At 70.5% G+C, this 17,136-nt stretch carries 19 protein-coding genes; 6 read left to right on the forward strand and 13 right to left on the reverse strand.

The genetic code is table 11. The features are described from left to right. Positions 1–151: 151 nt before the first annotated feature. The 5 genes from ACZ4VW_RS07950 to ACZ4VW_RS07970 all read right to left on the reverse strand — a co-directional run bounded on the left by ACZ4VW_RS07950 (position 152) and on the right by ACZ4VW_RS07970 (position 3,970). The gene (locus ACZ4VW_RS07950) at positions 152–949 is read right to left on the reverse strand and encodes a VOC family protein (protein ID WP_467959663.1); all 798 of its coding nucleotides are present in this window, start codon (positions 947–949) and stop codon (positions 152–154) included. A 210-nt stretch (positions 950–1,159) separates the two neighbouring features. Further along, positions 1,160–1,804 carry a dihydrofolate reductase family protein gene (locus ACZ4VW_RS07955; RefSeq protein WP_467959665.1) on the reverse strand — a complete coding sequence of 215 codons (645 nt, stop codon included), beginning with the start codon at positions 1,802–1,804 and terminating at the stop codon, positions 1,160–1,162. A gap of 197 nt (positions 1,805–2,001) precedes the next feature. Next, entirely contained in the window at positions 2,002–2,697 is a 696-nt protein-coding gene (locus tag ACZ4VW_RS07960; protein WP_467959667.1) for a DUF3618 domain-containing protein, read from the reverse strand. After that, a complete protein-coding gene (locus tag ACZ4VW_RS07965; RefSeq protein WP_467959669.1) occupies positions 2,673–3,221 on the reverse strand; it encodes a phage holin family protein in 549 nt (182 codons plus the stop codon). The genes ACZ4VW_RS07960 and ACZ4VW_RS07965 overlap by 25 nt, the downstream gene beginning before the upstream one ends. 2 nt (positions 3,222–3,223) lie before the next feature. Continuing rightward, positions 3,224–3,970 (reverse strand): hypothetical protein, encoded by a 747-nt coding sequence (locus ACZ4VW_RS07970; RefSeq protein ID WP_467959671.1) that lies wholly within the window; start codon positions 3,968–3,970, stop codon positions 3,224–3,226. A 290-nt stretch (positions 3,971–4,260) separates the two neighbouring features. On the opposite strand from ACZ4VW_RS07970, the gene ACZ4VW_RS07975 reads away from it, so the two are divergent. Then, positions 4,261–4,569 carry a hypothetical protein gene (locus tag ACZ4VW_RS07975; protein ID WP_467959673.1) on the forward strand — a complete coding sequence of 103 codons (309 nt, stop codon included), beginning with the start codon at positions 4,261–4,263 and terminating at the stop codon, positions 4,567–4,569. Positions 4,570–4,709: 140 nt separating this feature from the next. After that, a complete protein-coding gene (locus ACZ4VW_RS07980) occupies positions 4,710–6,071 on the forward strand; it encodes an APC family permease (RefSeq protein WP_467959675.1) in 1,362 nt (453 codons plus the stop codon). Between the two features lie 75 nt (positions 6,072–6,146). Here ACZ4VW_RS07980 and ACZ4VW_RS07985 read toward each other — a convergent pair whose 3' ends face one another. The 4 genes from ACZ4VW_RS07985 to ACZ4VW_RS08000 all read right to left on the reverse strand — a co-directional run bounded on the left by ACZ4VW_RS07985 (position 6,147) and on the right by ACZ4VW_RS08000 (position 9,019). Continuing rightward, entirely contained in the window at positions 6,147–6,302 is a 156-nt protein-coding gene (locus ACZ4VW_RS07985; protein ID WP_467959677.1) for a hypothetical protein, read from the reverse strand. A gap of 47 nt (positions 6,303–6,349) precedes the next feature. After that, a complete protein-coding gene (locus tag ACZ4VW_RS07990; protein ID WP_467959679.1) occupies positions 6,350–7,264 on the reverse strand; it encodes a hyaluronoglucosaminidase in 915 nt (304 codons plus the stop codon). A gap of 199 nt (positions 7,265–7,463) precedes the next feature. Next, the gene (locus ACZ4VW_RS07995; protein ID WP_467959681.1) at positions 7,464–7,931 is read right to left on the reverse strand and encodes a hypothetical protein; all 468 of its coding nucleotides are present in this window, start codon (positions 7,929–7,931) and stop codon (positions 7,464–7,466) included. A 155-nt stretch (positions 7,932–8,086) separates the two neighbouring features. Beyond that, on the reverse strand, positions 8,087–9,019 hold the full coding sequence (locus ACZ4VW_RS08000) for a hypothetical protein (RefSeq protein WP_467959683.1): 933 nt from the start codon (positions 9,017–9,019) through the stop codon (positions 8,087–8,089). A gap of 223 nt (positions 9,020–9,242) precedes the next feature. Between ACZ4VW_RS08000 and ACZ4VW_RS08005 the strand changes: the two genes are divergently transcribed. Beyond that, positions 9,243–9,455, forward strand: a complete 213-nt coding sequence (locus tag ACZ4VW_RS08005; protein WP_467959685.1) for a hypothetical protein — start codon at positions 9,243–9,245, stop codon at positions 9,453–9,455. Positions 9,456–9,481: 26 nt separating this feature from the next. On the opposite strand, the gene ACZ4VW_RS08010 is transcribed toward ACZ4VW_RS08005, so the two are convergent. Next, a complete protein-coding gene (locus ACZ4VW_RS08010; protein WP_467959687.1) occupies positions 9,482–9,802 on the reverse strand; it encodes a DUF6191 domain-containing protein in 321 nt (106 codons plus the stop codon). A 269-nt stretch (positions 9,803–10,071) separates the two neighbouring features. On the opposite strand from ACZ4VW_RS08010, the gene ACZ4VW_RS08015 reads away from it, so the two are divergent. Next, the gene (locus ACZ4VW_RS08015; RefSeq protein WP_467959689.1) at positions 10,072–11,352 is read left to right on the forward strand and encodes an extracellular solute-binding protein; all 1,281 of its coding nucleotides are present in this window, start codon (positions 10,072–10,074) and stop codon (positions 11,350–11,352) included. Positions 11,353–11,529: 177 nt separating this feature from the next. Here the strand turns inward: ACZ4VW_RS08015 and ACZ4VW_RS08020 are convergent, their stop codons facing one another. Then, on the reverse strand, positions 11,530–11,703 hold the full coding sequence (locus ACZ4VW_RS08020) for a hypothetical protein (RefSeq protein WP_467959691.1): 174 nt from the start codon (positions 11,701–11,703) through the stop codon (positions 11,530–11,532). A 207-nt stretch (positions 11,704–11,910) separates the two neighbouring features. Next, positions 11,911–12,510, reverse strand: a complete 600-nt coding sequence (locus ACZ4VW_RS08025; RefSeq protein WP_467959693.1) for a VanZ family protein — start codon at positions 12,508–12,510, stop codon at positions 11,911–11,913. Positions 12,511–12,877: 367 nt separating this feature from the next. On the opposite strand from ACZ4VW_RS08025, the gene ACZ4VW_RS08030 reads away from it, so the two are divergent. Both ACZ4VW_RS08030 and ACZ4VW_RS08035 read left to right on the forward strand, forming a co-directional pair. Then, complete coding sequence (locus tag ACZ4VW_RS08030) at positions 12,878–13,297, forward strand: STAS domain-containing protein (RefSeq protein ID WP_467959695.1); 420 nt, start codon at positions 12,878–12,880, stop codon at positions 13,295–13,297. Between the two features lie 179 nt (positions 13,298–13,476). After that, positions 13,477–14,640 (forward strand): phospholipase D-like domain-containing protein, encoded by a 1,164-nt coding sequence (locus tag ACZ4VW_RS08035; protein ID WP_467960784.1) that lies wholly within the window; start codon positions 13,477–13,479, stop codon positions 14,638–14,640. Between the two features lie 30 nt (positions 14,641–14,670). On the opposite strand, the gene ACZ4VW_RS08040 is transcribed toward ACZ4VW_RS08035, so the two are convergent. Next, on the reverse strand, positions 14,671–17,073 hold the full coding sequence (locus ACZ4VW_RS08040) for a SpoIIE family protein phosphatase (RefSeq protein ID WP_467960786.1): 2,403 nt from the start codon (positions 17,071–17,073) through the stop codon (positions 14,671–14,673). Positions 17,074–17,136: the final 63 nt, after the last annotated feature.

A 17,136-nucleotide genomic window follows, 5' to 3' on the forward strand; every position in this document is an offset into this window, starting at 1 on the left:
CTCCTTGGTCAGGCCCGCGAACCGTTCCGCGATGCGGGGCGCGCCCAGGATCTCAGGACGGCACGCGTGAAGCGGCCGTGCGGGCACCCCGGGTCGCCCGACGCCGGCACCGCAGGGCCGCGTACCGGCCCGGCCCTCGGGCGAAGGACGGTCAGCTCTCGGCCGGGGTGAGCAGCACGAAGTCCGCGTTCGACGGGTCGAGGCAGACGGCCAGGCGGCCCACGCCTTCCGCGTCCTCCGGCCCCATCTGGACGCTGCCCCCGTTCTCGCTGACCTTGGCGACGGCGGCGTCGCAGTCAGTGACGTGGAAGACCGGGTGCCAGTACGGCCGCCCGTTAGTCAGCGCGAGGTCCTCCCTGCCGAGCTCCATCACGCCGCCCTGCATACGCTCCTCGGGCAGGGCGGCGGGGGTGATGAGGGAGTACGTGCCCCCTCCGCCCGGCAGCTCCATGTCGCTGAACCGCCATCCGAAGACCCGGCTGTAGAAGTCTTTCGCGGCCGCCGCGTCACTGGTGTACAGCTCGGTCCAGGACAGCGAGCCCGGCTGGTCCACCACGTCGACGCCCTTGTTCGTCCCCGGCTGCCAGACGGCGAACTGGCCCCCCAGCGGGTCGCTGTACTGCGCCATCCGGCCCCACTCGTCCAGGTCCATCGGCGCCACCCGGACCGTGCCGCGCGCGTTCTGCACGACGCGGGTCGTGGCATCCGCGTCGGTGACGGAGTAGTAGATCATCCAGGCCGAACGCGCGCCTGCCTCGGTGAGCTTTCCCAGTCCGGCGACGGTCTTGCCGTCCTTCCGGAACATCCCGCCTTCCATGTCCTCCCCCTCCCCCATGGACTCGTACTCCCAGCCCAGCACCGCGCCGTAGAAGGCCGCGGCGGCCTTGACGTCGGGAGTGCCAAGGTCCAGCCAACAGGGCGTGCCGGGGACGAAGTCGGTGGTGATCACGGCGATTCCCTTTCGCAGAGCAGCAGTCACCTCAGCCTGGCACCCGGCACTGACACTCGCCCGTCGACCTGGTCATCCGAGGGGCACGCCGCCCGTGGGCGCGACCGGCGGCGTCGAGAAACCCGCTCCGCGGCCAGGGCGCGGCCCCGGGAGGCGCACAGCCCGCCGGGGGCCGGCCCAGGGGCCCGGCCCCCTCCGCTCACTTCCCGCTCACTTCCGCCAGAACAGGTGGTGCGTGACACCGCTCGGGCTGGGTACGACGTCCAGGTGGAACCGGTCGAGCAGCTCGTCGGGTGACTCCCAGAGCCGCAGTCCGGACCCGAGCTTCACCGGTGAGACCGCCACATGCAGGGTGTCGACGAGGCCGGCGTCGAGGAACTGCCGGATGGTGGTGACCCCGCCGCCGAGTCGGACGTCCTGGCCCTGTGCCGCCTCGCGCGCCCGCTCGAGGACCGAGGCCGGGTCGGCGTCGACGAAGTGGAACGTGGTGTCGGAGAGCGTGATCGACGGCCGCGGGTGGTGCGTCATGACGAACACCGGGGTACGGAAGGGGGGCTCGTCCCCCCACCAGCCGCGCCACTCATGGTCGCGCCAGGGCCCGCGCTGCGGCCCGAACTTGTTGCGACCCATGATCTCGGCGCCGATGTTGCGTCCGTAGTCCCGTGTGAGGTAGTCGTCGAGCCCGCGGCTCCCGCCGGGATCGGTCCGCATGGGCCAGCTCGCCGTGGCACCGGCCCAGGCGAACAGCCTCTCGGGATCGACATGTCCGAACGGACGCTCCAGAGTCTGATCCTCACCGGCGCCGATGCCGTCGCTCGAGACGCTGAAGTTCTGGACCCGCAAGAGCTGGGGCACGTGTTCCTCCCGTGGTTGGTCACTGACGACGCTGATGAGACTCTCCGGAACGGCGGAACTCATCGCTGTGTCTCTCATTCGCGCGGGAAGCGTCAGGGGCCGGGCTCTGGCGTGCTCACAGTGGAAGAGGCAGGGGCGCCCGTGCCTGCGCACGGGCGCCCCTGCCGCCAACGGGGAGAGCTTGGCGGGCTCCCGCCTCAGGTGGTCGGCGGTCCCTGGCGGCGGCCCGTCTGCGTACGGACCTCGTCGGTGGCGTCCTTGCCCACCTGGCGCAGGCCCTCGGCCGTCTCCTGTCCGGCCGTTCGGGTCTCTTCCATGGTGGTCCGAGCCGCGCTCTGCGCCGAGGACTTCACCGCGTCCACCGCTTCGGCGGCCGGTTCTCGCAGCTCTTCCTTGAGCTCCTGAGCCGCCTGGACAGCCTGCTGCTTCGCGGGCTCCAGCAACTCCTCGGACCGCTCCCGCAGTTGCTGCCCGGCACGTTCCTCCGCCTCGGTCGTCGGCAGCAGCGCGGCCGTCAGCATGCCGGCGCCGAAGGCGATCAGACCGGCGGCGAGAGGGCTGCCCTGGGTCTGCTGCCTGACCTGGGCGGGTGCCTGGGACACGGCTTCGCCGAGCCGGTCGGTCGTTTCCTTCGCCGTCTCGGCGATGCTCGCCGAGGTCTGACCGGCGGAGTCCGCGACGCCCTGCGTGGTCTCGGCCATCTTGCCGGTGGTCTCGCGGGCGGTGCCCATCACACGCTCCTTCACTCCGCTCAGCCGGCCCCGGGCCGCGCCGACCTTGCGGCGCGCCACCTTGCGAGGGGTGACCCTGTCCGTCAGCAGGTCGACGTTGCGGGCCAGATGGGCGCGGCGGTGCTCCACGTCCGTCCTCAGCTCATCGGGTGTCGGGCCCATCGGGCATCCTCCTTCACTGTTTCCATGGTCTGCTCCGGCTTGAGGTGGACGGCCCGCAGGCGCTTGCGTCCGGTGACGTACAGCACCGCGCCGACGACGGCCCACACCCCGGTGACGATCAGTGCGGCCCAAGCCGGGTCCATGACATTGGCCAGGGCGAAGACCGCGGTCAGGCTGCCGAACAGCAGGACCAGGTGGCCGGCGTAGCCGGATCCGCCGAGCATGCCGACGGCCTTGCCCGCCTTGGTCGACTCCTGCTTGATCTCCGCTTTGGCCAGCTCGATCTCGTCGCGTACCAGCTGCGACAGGTCCGAACCGATCGCGCCGATCAGGTCGCCGATCGACCGCTCGTCCTCACGGCCTTCCGCCGATGTGTCATAGGGCGTTCGCGGTGGGGAGGTGTCGTACGCGGTCCGGTAGCCCGTTCCCGGGGAGCTCCCCGGAGGGGTCCGGGGCGGCGCTCCGGGTGGGCTCGGCGGACGGTCGGTGCTTGCCGTGGTGCGCTGCTTGTACGGAGTAACCACGTTCAGCTCCCTTGCGTCGGCCGCTGGGGGGTCGTCGGGGCCGTCGGCCCGTACGACGGCGTCACGTGAGGCGGCTGGGACTGCCCGTAGGTGTCCAGCGGGTCTTGGTAACCCGGCTGCGCAACGCCAGGGCTGCTGCCGGTGGCCCGGCCATGGGGTGGGTTGGTCGGACGCGGCGGCACGGCACCCTGGCCCGTACCGCCGGCCCCCGCACCGTCACCGGCTCCCGCACCGGCACCCGACGAGGCGGAGGCGCTGATGCCCTTCCCGACCCGCGCCACAGCGAATCCCGCGAGGGCCGCTCCCGCCAGGAACACGCCAGGCCTGCGCCTCGCGAAGTCCTGCAGATCGCTGACCAGCCCGTCGGGTCCTCGCTGCTCGAGGCGGGAGGCCACCTGGTGCCCTCCGTCGGCCAGTTGCCGCACGACGCCCGCCGCACTGGACTCCGGTTTGCCGTTCTCGCTCATCTCCCGCAGCTCGTCCGCCAGTCGGCGCACGTTCTGCGCGAGGTTGCGCGTCTGCGTGTGCGCCTGGCCCTGAAGCTGATCCCGCAGCTCCCCCACCAGGTCACGGGCCTGACTCGTCGCTTCGCCGACGACATCGGCTCCCTGTTCCCTGGCGGTGCCTGTGACGTCGGCGGCTTTGCCGCCGACCAACCCGGCGCCCTCGCTCACCTTGGCCTGAGCCGTTTTCGCCACCGCCTCCGACGTACTCCGGTCGGAACGGTCCCTGTCCTGGAAGTCGCTCAAGGCTCCTCCTGGTCCCATCGAAACGATCAGCTTTCCGGCTGCTTTCGCACGCCTCGCGTACCCCTTTTCCCCGGATATACGTCTATATCCGGAATCAGAATCAACCTCTGTCCGCGTACTCGACCGCTCACGCTCGGTGTCGAGTGAGGACGCGCGCCCCGGGAGACCTGTCTTCCAGCGGGGTCATGACCGCGTTCCCGCGAGGGCCCGGACGAATCGGCCCGGCGTGCGGGCATCGAAATCGACAGGCCGGGCATTCGCTCGATCGACCGAGCACTGTGGAGTACGCCATGGCACGCCCCAAGCAGTACGCAGTCGCCGCTTCCGGGCAGTGGACGGACGAGGAGGAAGGCAGGCGCCGCCTGCCCGCCGGGGAGGTGCACGCCTGGGAGCCCGGCATGAACCAGACCGTGTGCGGTCTTTCCCTCAGCCGCTCTCAGCTCGCCCGCTTCTCGCACATCACCTGGGCGGACACCTTTCCGGAGTCCGGCGGCGCGGCGGACCGTGTCCGGCTCCTGTGCCCGCGGTGCGCCTCTGTCGCCGGTCGCCGGGGCGCCGACGCCCGCCCTCGGTGGCACCGCACGAATCCCAGGCCCTGATTCCGGCACCTCGCCGAAGGCGCCCGGGAAGGCGCGTGTCTCGCCGCTGGACGCCCAACGCAGCACACGGTGACGCGTCTGAGGAGTGAAGTGCTGGTGGGAGGGGTGTGCTTCCGGCCATCCAGGACATACGAGCCGACATGTCGACAGGACAAACCGCACCCCCGACGGCCGCGACCGAGCCTTCCCTCCAGCGAGCCCTCACCACCCCCCTGCTCTTCTTCTTCATCCTCGGAGACGTCCTCGGCGCCGGTGTGTACGTCCTGGTCGGTCAGGTCGCCGCCGACGCGGGCGGCGCCGTGTGGGTGCCCCTCGTCGTCGCCCTTCTGCTGGCTCTGCTGACCGCCACCTCCTACGCCGAGCTGGCGACGAAGTACCCGAGGGCGGGTGGAGCGTCCCACTACGCCACACGGGCGTTCGGTCCGGTCGTCGGCTTCGTCGCCGGATTCTGCATGCTCGCCGCGGGAGTCGTCTCGGTCGCGGCCCTCGCCCGTGGGTTCGGCGGCGAGTACCTGGCGGCGTTCGTGACGCTTCCCGCCGCATGGGTGGCCGTGGCCTTCCTGGTCGTTCTCGCGCTGGTCAACGCCAGGGGTATCAAGGAATCGACGCGGGCGAACGTCGTCGCCACCGTCATCGAGGTCGGCGGCCTCGCCGTCATCATCGGCCTGGGTGCCTGGCTGCTGGCGCGCGGCGAAGGCGATCCGGGCCGTCTCCTCCAGCTCGGCACCCCGGAGAAGGGCGCGGCCGCGGCTGTCCTGAGCGGTGCGGTGCTGGCGTACTACTCCTTCGTCGGCTTCGAGACCTCGGTGAACGTCGCGGAGGAGACCCAGGACCCACGACGCTCCTACCCCCGGGCTCTGTTCGGCGCGCTCGCGGCGGCGGGCGCCGTGTACGTACTGGTGGGGATGGCCGCCTCCGTCGCCGTGCCGACCGACAGGCTCGCCGGGTCGAGCGGTCCGCTGCTCGAGGTCGTCAAGGCAGCGGGCGGCGTTCCGACCTGGCTGTTCAGTGCCGTCGCACTCGTCGCCGTGGCCAACGGTGCGCTGCTCACCGGCATCATGTCGTCCCGGCTCGCGTACGGCATGGCGCGCGACGGACTGCTGCCGGCCGGACTGACCAAGGTGTTGCCGGGCCGCCGTACGCCGTGGGTCGCGATCGCGGCCACGACGGGGCCGGCGATGCTGCTCGCGCTGACGGGAAGCGTCGCCGAACTGGCCTCCACACTCGTCCTGCTGCTCCTTGTGGTCTTCCTCATCGTCAACACCGCGGTCCTCGTCCTGCGCCGGGACTCGGGCGAGTCCGATCACTTCTGGGCCCCGCTCGCGATTCCCGTCCTGGGCATGGTCTCTTGTGTCGTCCTCGCCACACAGGTCGAGGCTCTGGTGTGGCTTCGTGGCCTCGCGGTGATCGCGGTCGGAGTGGTGCTGGCGGCGGTCGCCGCGAGGCGGCGGCGCAGGGCCACCGGCGCCGAGCTCGCCACCCGAACGAGCAGGCCCTCTTGAGTTGCCCGGACCTCGCGAGACGATCCTGAGCGGGCCGGGCGCCGTCGGCGCCCGGCCGGGTGGGGCGCGGCGGGGTCAGGGCTCCGGGGTGGTGGGCGGGTCGGCGGGGGTGAGGCGCTCTCGGAGCGCCGCGTTCTCGGCTTCCAGGAGAGCGATGCGCTTGCGGGCGAAGTACAGCTCCACGACGGCGTCCTGGAATTCGGACACGAGCTGTTCGGGAGTCAGTTCCATACGGGGGTACATGCCTCGGGGTCGGTCGACGGGTCGGTGGGCGGGGATCAGGCCGGCGCGATGGTGGTCACGGTGCCGGAGGGGCCGCGCCATTTGAGGGCGCCGCGTTCCGCGAAGAGAACGCCGCCGTTCGTCGGATCGCTGGTGGGGACCGTGGTGGCGTTGCGGATGCCGATCACGCCGTCGCCGCCGCCGTACGATTCGGTGCTCGTCACTCCGAACATGGCGTTCTGGCTGGCGAGCGCACCGCTGTTGAGGACGCGGAGCTTCGCGACGCCCGCTCGGTCGCGGAACTCGGCGAGGCGGCTGGTCGAGTCGGAGTTCGCCTGCATCAGCAGCCCGATCGAGGAGTCCCGCTGGGCGATCTCCACGCGGCCGCGCGGGGTCGCACCGATCGCGACGCCGATGCCCACCGCCCCTGAGCCCTTCACCACGAAGTCGTCCACCCCGTTGTTCCGCAGGGTGATGAGGTTGCCCTTCGTGGGTCCGGTGGTGTGGGTGACGAAGATGCCCTGGGCGGCGGTGCCGCCCGACGCGTCCGTGACGCCGGTCGTCTCCAGGTAGATGGAGACGGCGGCGGCTCCCCCGTCCGAGGCGTCCACGTGGCCGCGGTGGGTGATCTTGAGTGTGCCGTGCGTCTTCTCCGCGCCGGACAGGTACATCGCCGAGTCGTCAGGGTTGGCGGACACGACGTTCAGCGCGACACCGTCGCCGGCCACACCGGCCTGGTACGCGGTCACGGCGTGGAGCTTCGCCGTCGTAGCCGTGGAGACCGCGAGGAACGTCGACGTGGCACCGCCGTCGCTCTTGAAGTTCCTGGCCCGCACCTCGCCCGGGTAGATCACGTCTCCGTCCGCCTGGGCGCCCTCCGGCTCGGCCGCCGCCGCGGTCCCCGACCCGGCGGCCACCGTCACGGCCCCCGCCGTGAACGCCCCCAGGAACAGCCTGCGCGTGCTGGTCATGTCAACTCCTCGTCCCACCCCGATACGACAGATCAGCACGCTACGTGGTGACGGCGGCTCGCACCAGGGAGCAACTGGATCAGCAGCACACGCTCGCCGGGGCCCGCCGCCGTCCTGCACGTGCGGGACCCGGCGAACGCCGGGCGGAGGTGCGTCAACGATCCGGGGAAGGGCGCGTCACATGACCGACGGCCACGTCCTAGCCGAAGTCGGGAATGGGGTGACCGGGGGTCAGATCGGCGGCGATGCGCTGGACGATCGTGTGGGCGGTGTGGCCGTCCGGAGCGCCGGGGTTGGCCGTGCCCAGGTAGCTGATGGCGATGTTGCCGTTGCGGAAGTGCATGGCGGGGTCGGCCGGTACCTCTGTCATCGACTCCCCGAGCGCGGAGGTGAGGAGCTCGCGGCCGTCGATGGTGACCCGGAGGATCACGGACTTCAGTCCCAGTTCCCGCTTGGCCTCCTCGGCGATGCGCAGGACGTCGCGCGCGTGGCCACGGGCGGGCGGAGTGGAGCTCGTGCAGTGTCTGCGATGGCCGCCGTCACCTGTCGTGGGGACGCCGGCGGAAGCCGGGGCGGGGCCGCTGAGGGCGAGGAGTGCGGTGACCGCGGTGAGGGCGGTGGTCAGGGCCGCACGGCGTGGTCGGGGTGTCCTGCGGGCAGGGGCCATGGCCGCGACTATCGGGCTGCTGTCCCGGGACATGGGTCACGGGGCGTCGTTCCGCGGGAACGTCACCCGTCAGGACCATGGGCGGCACCTGCTGCGCCGAGGAGGACGCTCCGACAGCAGGTCGCCCCGGGGCGCGTGGGCGAGGGAGGCAGGGCTCAGGCAGGAAACCGGCCCTTGCCGGCGGTCACCTCGCGTGCGATGCGATGCCACCGGTCCTCCCCTCCGGGCAGGGGCCAGGCCCAGGTCGGCTGTCGCGTGGTGTTCAGGTCATGGAGGAGGCGGACGAGCTGGGGGCCGGCGGTCGCGGCGCCGTCCGGGACGGCGGGGCCGTGGACGGCGCGGAGTTCGGCGAAGCGTGCCAGTTCGTACGCGTAGAAGGCCGCGGCCTCATCGGTGCGTGCGGCCATGTCATCGCGCGGCACCGTGCGGTGCAACTCCAGCAGCGGAGGCTCGATGGACTCGGCGATGGCCGCGGCGAGTCGCGCGTGACCGTCCAGGATCAGATGACAGTCCAGGCCACTGACCCACCACAGCAGAACGGGTGGGAGCGTCCCCTCCCGGGCCTGCTTGCGGTAGGCCCTGACCCGGCCGGCACCCGGATCGGGCATGGGTCGCAGCGGCAGGATCTCGAACGATGTGGAGTGGAAGAACCAGTCGATGTACCCGTCGGGATGGCCTTCGACGAGCATCGAGCTCCAGTACTCCGCATGCGGAGTGGCGGCGGGGCGCCAGCGCTGGAGCGGGCTTTCGCACGAGAGCAGCCATCGGCCCTCGTGCAACGGGCTGCCCGGCGAGTCGCCGAGGCACCGCGCGAAGCGGTGAGCCCACCGTTCAGGGCTGCCCGAAAGGGCGCGCCCCAGGTCGGCGCGCAGCGGCGGGACGAAGGAGCGATATGCGTCGGTGCGCCAGAAGTCCACGCCCTGGAGGTGTTCGTCGACGACGGCGAGCAGCACAGGCCGCGACGACTGGGTGACGAGCAGCCGCTGCCCGGCACTGAAGACACACAGCTCCGGCTGAGGGCGGTCCTGGACGTCCAGGGACAGGCCCACCCAGGTGCCGTCGTCCCGTGTGACATCGCTGCGCCGCATGCCGGAAGCGTAGACGGCGGCTGCAAGGCACCGATGACGCCCGCGGCCGGCCGGCACGATCCGCGCACCCCCCCGGTCGGCGGCGAGTGCGGCCGGATCGCGCGGCCCTCTCCCAGCCCATCGGCGAGCGACCGGCCTTTCCCCGCTCGCGGTCGGCGGGGGCACGACCGCCGTCGCGAGCGGGTGGTCCGTGACCCGACCTCTTTGCGATCGTTCGCCTGGCATGAAGAACACGAAGCGCTCGTTCGCCGCCGTCGCCCTCGCCGGACTCACCCTCGCCCTGTCCGGAGCGCCCCACGCCGCGGCTGACACTCTCGGAGACGGCGGTCTCCTCAACGCGTTGGGCACCGCCGGCGCAGCCGACAACACGGAGGACGACTCCACCACCCCGACCACGACGATCATCGGGAACTCCGGAGTTCAGAGCATCGGGTGAACGAGGAGGTCGGACTGGTCCTGCCCCTACCGCCTGGCGCTCGGCATCCGTACGACCGCCCTCCCGGCCGCCAGGTCCACCGTCGTCCTGTGCGGCGGGGCACCGTCGTCCTGGTTGTCCGGCATGACCAGTGCCGACTGCCGCTCCTTCAGTTCGTTCTGCTTGCCTGGTGAAAAGCTCGCATGCAGCTGTTCGAACCCGGTCGCCGATATCTGGCCCTGGCGTGCGCTGTTCCGCCAGGGCAGCACCCCGGCCCGGCCCGCGCGCAAGAGCAGCTGGTCGGCGAAGGCCAGCAGGGTCAGCACGATGACCAGCCCGGGCAGGGTCATGAAGGCGATGAATTGCACGCTCCCAGTATCCGGGGCGCGGCTCGCCGAACGTCCGGTCCCCCGGATCGATCTGTTCCGTCCTTTCCGTCAATGTTCCATCCAGGAGTCGCGTTGGGCACCACGGAGGGTTCTACGCGCGTCGTCATCGACGGCGGCCTATCGGAAAACACCAGTCGCGACCGGCGCGGTTGGAGCAAGGACCACAATCTGCGAGCAGGGCACCCTCTGCCTTCCTGACCAGGAGAGAATTCCGAACGAACCCTTCGAAAAGATCCTGAGGACAATTCGTGCGACCAAGATTCTTCGGCGCGACCGCCTCCGTGGTTGTTATCGGACTGCTGGGCTCCCTCGTCACCGCCTGCGGCTCGTCCGGGAGCGGCGACGGGACGACGCTGCGCCTGGTGGCCGCCGAGTACGGCAACAGCCCGGCGACCAGCTCCAAGGCGTACTGGGACAGACTGACCGCCGCGTTCACCGCCGCCCACCCCGGCACGAAGGTCGAGGTGACGCTCCACCAGTGGGCCGACGTCGACCGCGAGGTCACCCGCCTCGTCGAGGAGGGCAATGCCCCTGACGTGGCCCTGATGGGCGCGTACTCCGACTTCGCCGCGCAGGGCCGCCTCTACGCCGCCGAGGAGCTGCTGTCGGTCGAGACGGAGGCGAACTTCCTGCCGCCGCTCGCAGAGGCGGGTTCTGTGGGCAACACCCTCTACGGTTTGCCCTTCGTGGCCAGCAGCCGGCTGCTCTTCTACAACGAGGAGCTGTTCGAGCAGGCCGGAGCGGAGCCGCCGAAGACATGGTCGGAGCTGAAGGAGGCGGCCCAGGCGCTGAAGAAGGAGGACGTGCCCTACCCGTACGCCCTGCCGCTCGGCCCCGAGGAGGCGCACGCCGAAGCCCTGATCTGGGAGCTGAGCAACGGCGGGGGGTACGCCGACAGCAGTGGCGGCTACAGCATCGCGTCCGAGCAGAACACCCAGACGTTCCGCTGGATCAAGGACAACCTGGTCGCGCCCGGCCTGACCGGTCCGGTTCCGCCGGCCGAGCTCAACCGGGAGGACGCCTTCGCCGCCTTCCTGCGCGGCCAGGTCGGCATGCTCAACGGCTATCCCTCACTCCTCCACGAGGCGAGGGCGAAGGGCATGAAGGTCGGCACCCTGAGCATGCCGGTGTCGGACACGCTGAAAGACGGGCGAGCCTTGCCGTCGGCGGGTGTCGCCGACTGGATGATGGCCTTCAAGCACGACGACAATCGTGAACTGGTGTCTTCTTTCCTGGAATTCGTCTACGAGGACAAGAACCTCAACGAATTCGCCGGGCGCTACCACCTCCTGCCGTCGACGATCTCCGCGACCCAAGCCTCCAAGGACGCGGCGGCGGACCCCAGCAGCGCGCAGTTCCTGAACGCACTGCGCAGTGCCGAGCTCTACCCGGTCAGCGAACCGTCCTGGCTGCAGGTCAGCAATACCATCAAGCGGAACATCGGCAAGGCCGTCGCGCCGTCCGCCGACCCGAAGACCGTGCTGGAGGACATCGCCCAGCAGGTCCGGGACATCGCGCAGCAGGCGTAGGGGACAGGCGGGGTCCGCTCGGCTCGCGTAGGCGCACCCGTACCCGTGCTCGCGGGTCGGTGGGGCTGCGTGCAGGCCCCGCCTGTTCAGCGCAGCCCCCCTTCCCACCGGAGCGCCGTCGCGAGCGGGGCGCCCTCCGCGAGCAGCACGCGCCCCATCAGGGCGCCGGGGCGCCGGTCATCGTCGACGTCTCGAAGACCAGCCGGCACCGACACCCGCCACATGCAGAGCGAGGGCGGTCAGGCCCAGAAGCATCAGGTTCGTCGAAGAGAACGCGTCGTTGGTGCCGATGTCCGCCGCGTTGATCAGAAAGGCGATGAAGAACAGTACAGCCGCCACTATGCCGAGCATGAACAGGCTCCTCTCGAGTTGTGCTGTTCCGTATGCCCCGGCATCACTGTCGCAAGCCGGCGAGGAACGTCCTCCACCCACCGGGCTCGTGGCGGTCTCGTTCGAGGTCGGTGCTGCGGTGGCGGTGCGTCAGCCGTCCGGAGCCGCGGACGGGGCGGCATGCCCCTCGTGTCCGCGTGCGCCGTCGACAGCAGGGCGCCCCGCGTGTCAGGTGGGCCTTTCTCCGGAGGGCGTACCGGACGGCACCCCTCGCCTCCTGGTCCAACGGTGCCACCAGTGGTGGCGGCGCGGGTGCACGGCCCTGCCCAGCCGGCGGCCGAGGATCAGATACCCCAGCATGGCGCCGGTGGTGTTGAGGATGACATCGTCGATGTCGAAGGCCCGTCCGGTGACCAGGGCTCCCTGCACCAGTTCGACCAGCAGCATGGTGAGGGCGGTGATGATCACCACGCGGAGCAAGCCGCGTGCTCGCAGTGCCAGCACCGGCAGCAGCACGCCGAACGGAATCCCCAGGACGATGTTTCCCCCCAGCTGCTTGACGGTGTCCTGGAACGCCGGCTGGCCGAGGTAGTCGCTGATCGAGTCACCCGGGCGAAGATTGCTGTGGGTCAGAGCTTCCGATGCGACCGACGGTTCGAGGGTCAGGTGGGCGAGCAGGACGCTGAAGGCGACCGTGCCCGCGAAGGCGGCGAGCATGGCGGCCGCGCGGAGCAGCGGACGGGCCGGTGCCCGGCCGGGCTCTCGGGGCGTGCCGTGGCCAGGCGCGTCGCTGCTGCCATGATCGTCCTTGCGAACCGTGCGTCGCATCCTGACTCCCCCTCAGTCGCTGTTACGGCACTGATCCTGCGGTTACCCGCAGTGAGGAAGCCCATGCCGCCCCCATCGCACGCCCCCGCGAGTTGACGCACCCGCTAATATTTGCCGGGTGACAAGCTACCGACCTGGGCGGTGTGGGGTGATCTCACGCGCAGGTCGCGTCGATGACGCGGCCGCGGCCCGGGCATTCACGTGGCGATCCGCCGCCAGGCGCGGTCGCCGGGGGGCATCCGCTGTGCTGCCTCGGGTCTGCGCTGCCCGTCGCCGATCACTGAAACGCAGGCGTGCCGGACAGCCGCTGTCAGGCGGCGATCCGTCGCTCAGCCCGAACTGACCACATTCGCAGAAAGCAGGAGCCATGTCCGTGCGAGAAGAGAACCTGGACATCGAGGTCAAGGTCTGCGACGCCGTCACCGCGATTCTCACCGTGGGCGGCGAACTGGACATCGAAACCGCCACGTTCCTGCACCATCACGTCGCCAATCAGTTCCTGCACGGGCGCCGCCACCTCGTGTTGGACCTCTCGGCTCTGAGCTTCATGGACTCCTCGGGCCTCAACGTGGTGATCAAGGGCGCCCGGGAAGCCCGTGAGATGGGTGGGGACCTGCACCTGGTGGCTCCGACGCCTGCCGTCCGGCGCCTTCTCGAGATCACCGGGCTCAATGTGACGACTCCTCTCCACGCGGACGTCGACGAAGCGCTCGAGGCGGTACGGCAGCAGGATTCCGCCGCCGGCACGCAGGGCCGGGCCGCGGGCCAGGAGAGCGCGGAGCAGTAGCCCCGTTCCGACCCCCCGGAACGGCGCGAGGGGCTGGTCCCGCCGGGAGGAGCGCGTGCCACGCCTGGGCGCGACACCGTGTGTCCCTGGACGCCGGGGAACGATCAGGAAGATGACGCACGATGACAAGTACGCGGAGACCGCCGCGCCAGGTCTCGCTCACGGAGGACGCGCACGGCATGGCGGCCTCAGGCTCCGGTGCGCGGCTGCGACGGCGACTGGAACGTCTGATCGGCATCGCGGCGACCGAGGGCAACGCGCTGGTGCCCCTGCTCAACGGCGATGAGATCTTCCCGGCCATGCTCGGCAGCATCCGCTCGGCCCGGTACACGGTCGACATGATGACCTTCGTGTACTGGAGAGGCGACATAGCCCGCCAGTTCGCGGAAGCTCTGGCCGATCGCGCCCGCGAGGGGATACGCGTGCGGCTGCTCCTGGACGGCTTCGGCAGCCGGCTCATCGAGAAGGAGCAGCTACGGGCGATGGAGGACGCCGGTGTGACGGTGTCCTGGTTCCGGAGGCCGCTTCGCCTCTCCCCGTTCAAGCAGAACCACCGGTGCCACCGTAAGGTCCTCGTGGTCGACGAGGAGGTCGCGTACACCGGTGGAGTCGGCATCGCCGAGGAATGGTGCGGCGATGCCAGGAACACAGGGGAATGGCGCGACACCCACGTCCAGGTCCGTGGCCCCGCGGTGGACGGCATCGCAGCCGCTTTCGCGCAGAACTGGGCGGAGTGTCACGAGGAACTCTTCGACGAACGGGACCGGTTCATCGACCACCGTCCGCACGGTGATGCCGTCGTCCAGGTCGTGCGCGGCTCGGCCAGCTTCGGCTGGCAGGACATGCAGACCCTGATGAGGGTCATGCTGGAGAGCGCGCAGGAACGTTTCCGGCTGACCACCGCCTACTTCGCACCCGACGCCTTCTTCATCGAGCTGCTGTGCGCCACGGCGCGCCGCGGCGTCCAGGTGGAGATCCTCCTGCCCGGCCCGCACACCGACAAGCGCGTCTGCCGACTGGCCGGACAGCACTACTACGACGATCTCCTCGCCTGCGGCGTGAGAATCTTCGAGTACCAGCCGACCATGATGCACGCGAAGGTCATCACGGTCGACCGGGCCGCCTCTCTCATCGGATCGACGAACTTCAACCGGCGCTCCCTCGACCACGACGAAGAGGTCATGCTCGCCGTCCTCGACACGGCCTTCACCGCCAGCCTCGACGAACACTTCGAGCACGACATCCGGGCGAGCGTCGAACTGTCGCAGGGCCGCTGGAAGGGCCGGTCGTTCCTCCAGCGCGCCTGGGAGACGGCCGTCCTTCCCGTTCGCCGCTTCCTGTGACGCCGGAGCGGCGGCGCGCGCTCCTCCGGTTCACGAGACCTTGATGCCGATGAGGCAGGTGTCGTCGTCGGTGTCCGACTTGCTGTGCAGCAGGAGCCGGTCCAGTCGGCGTTCCAGTGAGGAGGCCGGGTCCTGTGCCGCGGCGAGCAGCTGGGACAGGGACTCCTGAACCGCGGTGTCCCTGCGCTCGACGAGACCGTCGGTGTACATCAGCAGCGTGTCGTCCAGCTCCAGCTGCACCTCCCCTTCTTCGTACTCCGCCTCGGGAAGAGCGCCCAGGAGAAGGCCCCGGAGCAGGGGGAGGGTGCTGGCTTCCTCGCCACGTACCAGTACGGGTGGCAGATGTCCTGCCCTGGCCCAGCGCAGCACGCGGGTCTCGGGGTCGTACACGCCGCACACGGCGGTGGCGGTGACCTGTTCACTGAGGTGGTGCGCCACGATGTTGAGCCAGGACAGCAGCTGGCCCGGGCCGGCGCCGGTGACCGCGAGGCCGCGCATGGCGTTGCGCAGGACGACCATCCCGGTCGCCGCCTCTATGCCGTGACCGGCGATGTCGCCGACGCACAGCAGGATGCGCTTGGACGGCAGGACGACGGCGTCGTACCAGTCGCCTCCGACCAGGGACTCCGTCTCGGCGGGCCGGTAGCGCACGGCGACGTCGAGGCCCGGCGCGTCGAGAGGGGCACGGGTCGGGGGCATGATGGCGTGCTGGAGCTGCAGCGCGAGCCGGTTGCGCTCCGCCGACTCCTGCTCGGTGTGGGCGAGTTGGTCCCGGGTGGCCGCCAGGGCGACCTCGGTCCAGTGCTGCGAGGAGATGTCCTGGTAGGCGCCGCGCACGGCGAGCAGCCGACCGTCGGCGTCGAGGACCGGCTCGGCGATGACCCGGATGTGGCGTGTGATCCCGTCGGGCCGCTGGAGGCGGAAGGCGGTGGAGGTGGCGCGGCGATGGTGCAGCACCGCCTGCAGGAAGCGGCCGATGGCCACGGCGTCGTCAGGGTGGGCGTGCTCGGCCAGGTCCTGGAGGGGCACCGGATTCTCGGTGACAGCTCGTCCGTAGAGGGCGAAGAGCTGCCCGTTCCAGGTGATGTCCCCGGTGATCAGATTCTCCTCGAAGCCGCCGATGCGCCCCAGGCGCTGCGCGTGCTGCAGGAGACTGGCAAGCCGCGCCGTCTCGTCCTCGATGCGCCAGATGAGCAGGACGCTGTCGGCGTGCCGGCTGATGCTGAGGTCGGCCACGGTGGCCAGCGACACCTGGTCCACCAGAGCGGTGAGCGTCATGCGCTGGGCGCGGAAGGGCTCGCCCGTGGCGTAGACGCGTTCGATCTTCTCGAAGAGTTCGCTGTCGCCGGCCGCCGTCGGATAGGCCTCCAGCAGCAGAGCGCCGTTGACGGCACTCCGGGGGCGCCCGGCAGGGTCGAGGAAGCGGTTGTTGGCATGACGGATACGGAAGTCCGTGAGATGGCCCTCGGGATCGAGGTGGGGAGTGAGGACGAGTGCGGGGTCGTACAGGCCGTCCGAGAGGTCGACGAGTTCCGAGACGTCGGCCGACTCCCGTGTGCCCGTCAGGAGGCCGACGGACGACGGCAGGCTCTCGAGGGTGTGCGCGCACAGTTCGGCCAGGGCTTCGATCTGGCGGGTGATGGCCGGCGAGTGGGGCGTGAGCGCCTCGGGCCAGCAGATCTCGAGAACTCCGTGGATACGGCCCCCGGTACCGGCGGGCAGGGCGACGCGCCCGCCGTTCAGTGACTGGGCGCGGCCGATGGTGGGCAGGCCCACCGAGCGGAGGGACTCGATCCGCACGGTGCGTCGCTCGTCGAGGGCCTGTCGGGCGACGGTGACGACGCCCGGCGGGACGTACCGCCATCGGTCCGCCTCGTCCGCGCTGAAGCCGGCATGGCCGTACAGGGTGAGGGATGCCTCCAGACCCGCTGCCCATACGGCCACGGCGGTCGCTCCCAGCGGGGCGAGGGCGTGTTCCAGAAGGGATTCGGCGACGGCCTGGGTGTCGCTCGCGGCGAGCGCGGCGCTCTCGGCGGTGCGCAGCCGGACGGCGACGGACGGCGCGGGCTCGCTCTCCGGCCCGTTCCAGTGCCGGACGAAGTCCTCCGCCACCGCGGCGACCTCGTCCTGAGCGGCCTGGTTGACGATGTCCGCGGCGAGTTCGAGCGAGGACAGGCCGGCCTGCTGGGCCAACTCGGTCAGCTGTCGGGCGGCTTGTGTCGGTCCGCACCCCAGCCGTTCGATCATCACCCCCTTCGCGAGCTCGATCAGGGCTCGGCCCTCGGCCGCCGCATGCGCGGCGCGCACCTCGGCGCGCAGTCGTTCCACGGTGGCCGCCAGGCGGCCGACCGTGGACGCCTGGTGTGCTGCCGCGTCGGCTTGGGCGTGGTGGGCGGTCACGGGGTCGCCGACACCCACTTCCATCGACGTCATAGCCGAGGGGACGGTGATGTCCTCGGCCGAGCCGCTGGAGGGACGCCTCTCGTGGGAGTTCTC

The organism is Streptomyces sp. NPDC029139, assembly GCF_055564335.1.

Bases quoted from the DNA above. Each gene is read 5' to 3' on its own strand.
- ACZ4VW_RS08005 (WP_467959685.1), top strand. From the start codon at position 9,243: ATGAAGAACACGAAGCGCTCGTTCGCCGCCGTCGCCCTCGCCGGACTC.
- ACZ4VW_RS07985 (WP_467959677.1), bottom strand. From the start codon at position 6,302: ATGGAACTGACTCCCGAACAGCTCGTGTCCGAATTCCAGGACGCCGTC.
- ACZ4VW_RS08020 (WP_467959691.1), bottom strand. From the start codon at position 11,703: ATGCTCGGCATAGTGGCGGCTGTACTGTTCTTCATCGCCTTTCTGATC.
- ACZ4VW_RS08035 (WP_467960784.1), top strand. From the start codon at position 13,477: ATGGCGGCCTCAGGCTCCGGTGCGCGGCTGCGACGGCGACTGGAACGT.
- ACZ4VW_RS07960 (WP_467959667.1), bottom strand. From the start codon at position 2,697: ATGGGCCCGACACCCGATGAGCTGAGGACGGACGTGGAGCACCGCCGC.
- ACZ4VW_RS08040 (WP_467960786.1), bottom strand. From the start codon at position 17,073: ATGACGTCGATGGAAGTGGGTGTCGGCGACCCCGTGACCGCCCACCAC.
- ACZ4VW_RS07990 (WP_467959679.1), bottom strand. From the start codon at position 7,264: ATGACCAGCACGCGCAGGCTGTTCCTGGGGGCGTTCACGGCGGGGGCC.
- ACZ4VW_RS08025 (WP_467959693.1), bottom strand. From the start codon at position 12,510: ATGCGACGCACGGTTCGCAAGGACGATCATGGCAGCAGCGACGCGCCT.
- ACZ4VW_RS08030 (WP_467959695.1), top strand. From the start codon at position 12,878: ATGTCCGTGCGAGAAGAGAACCTGGACATCGAGGTCAAGGTCTGCGAC.
- ACZ4VW_RS07975 (WP_467959673.1), top strand. From the start codon at position 4,261: ATGGCACGCCCCAAGCAGTACGCAGTCGCCGCTTCCGGGCAGTGGACG.
- ACZ4VW_RS08000 (WP_467959683.1), bottom strand. From the start codon at position 9,019: ATGCGGCGCAGCGATGTCACACGGGACGACGGCACCTGGGTGGGCCTG.
- ACZ4VW_RS07995 (WP_467959681.1), bottom strand. From the start codon at position 7,931: ATGGCCCCTGCCCGCAGGACACCCCGACCACGCCGTGCGGCCCTGACC.
- ACZ4VW_RS07980 (WP_467959675.1), top strand. From the start codon at position 4,710: ATGTCGACAGGACAAACCGCACCCCCGACGGCCGCGACCGAGCCTTCC.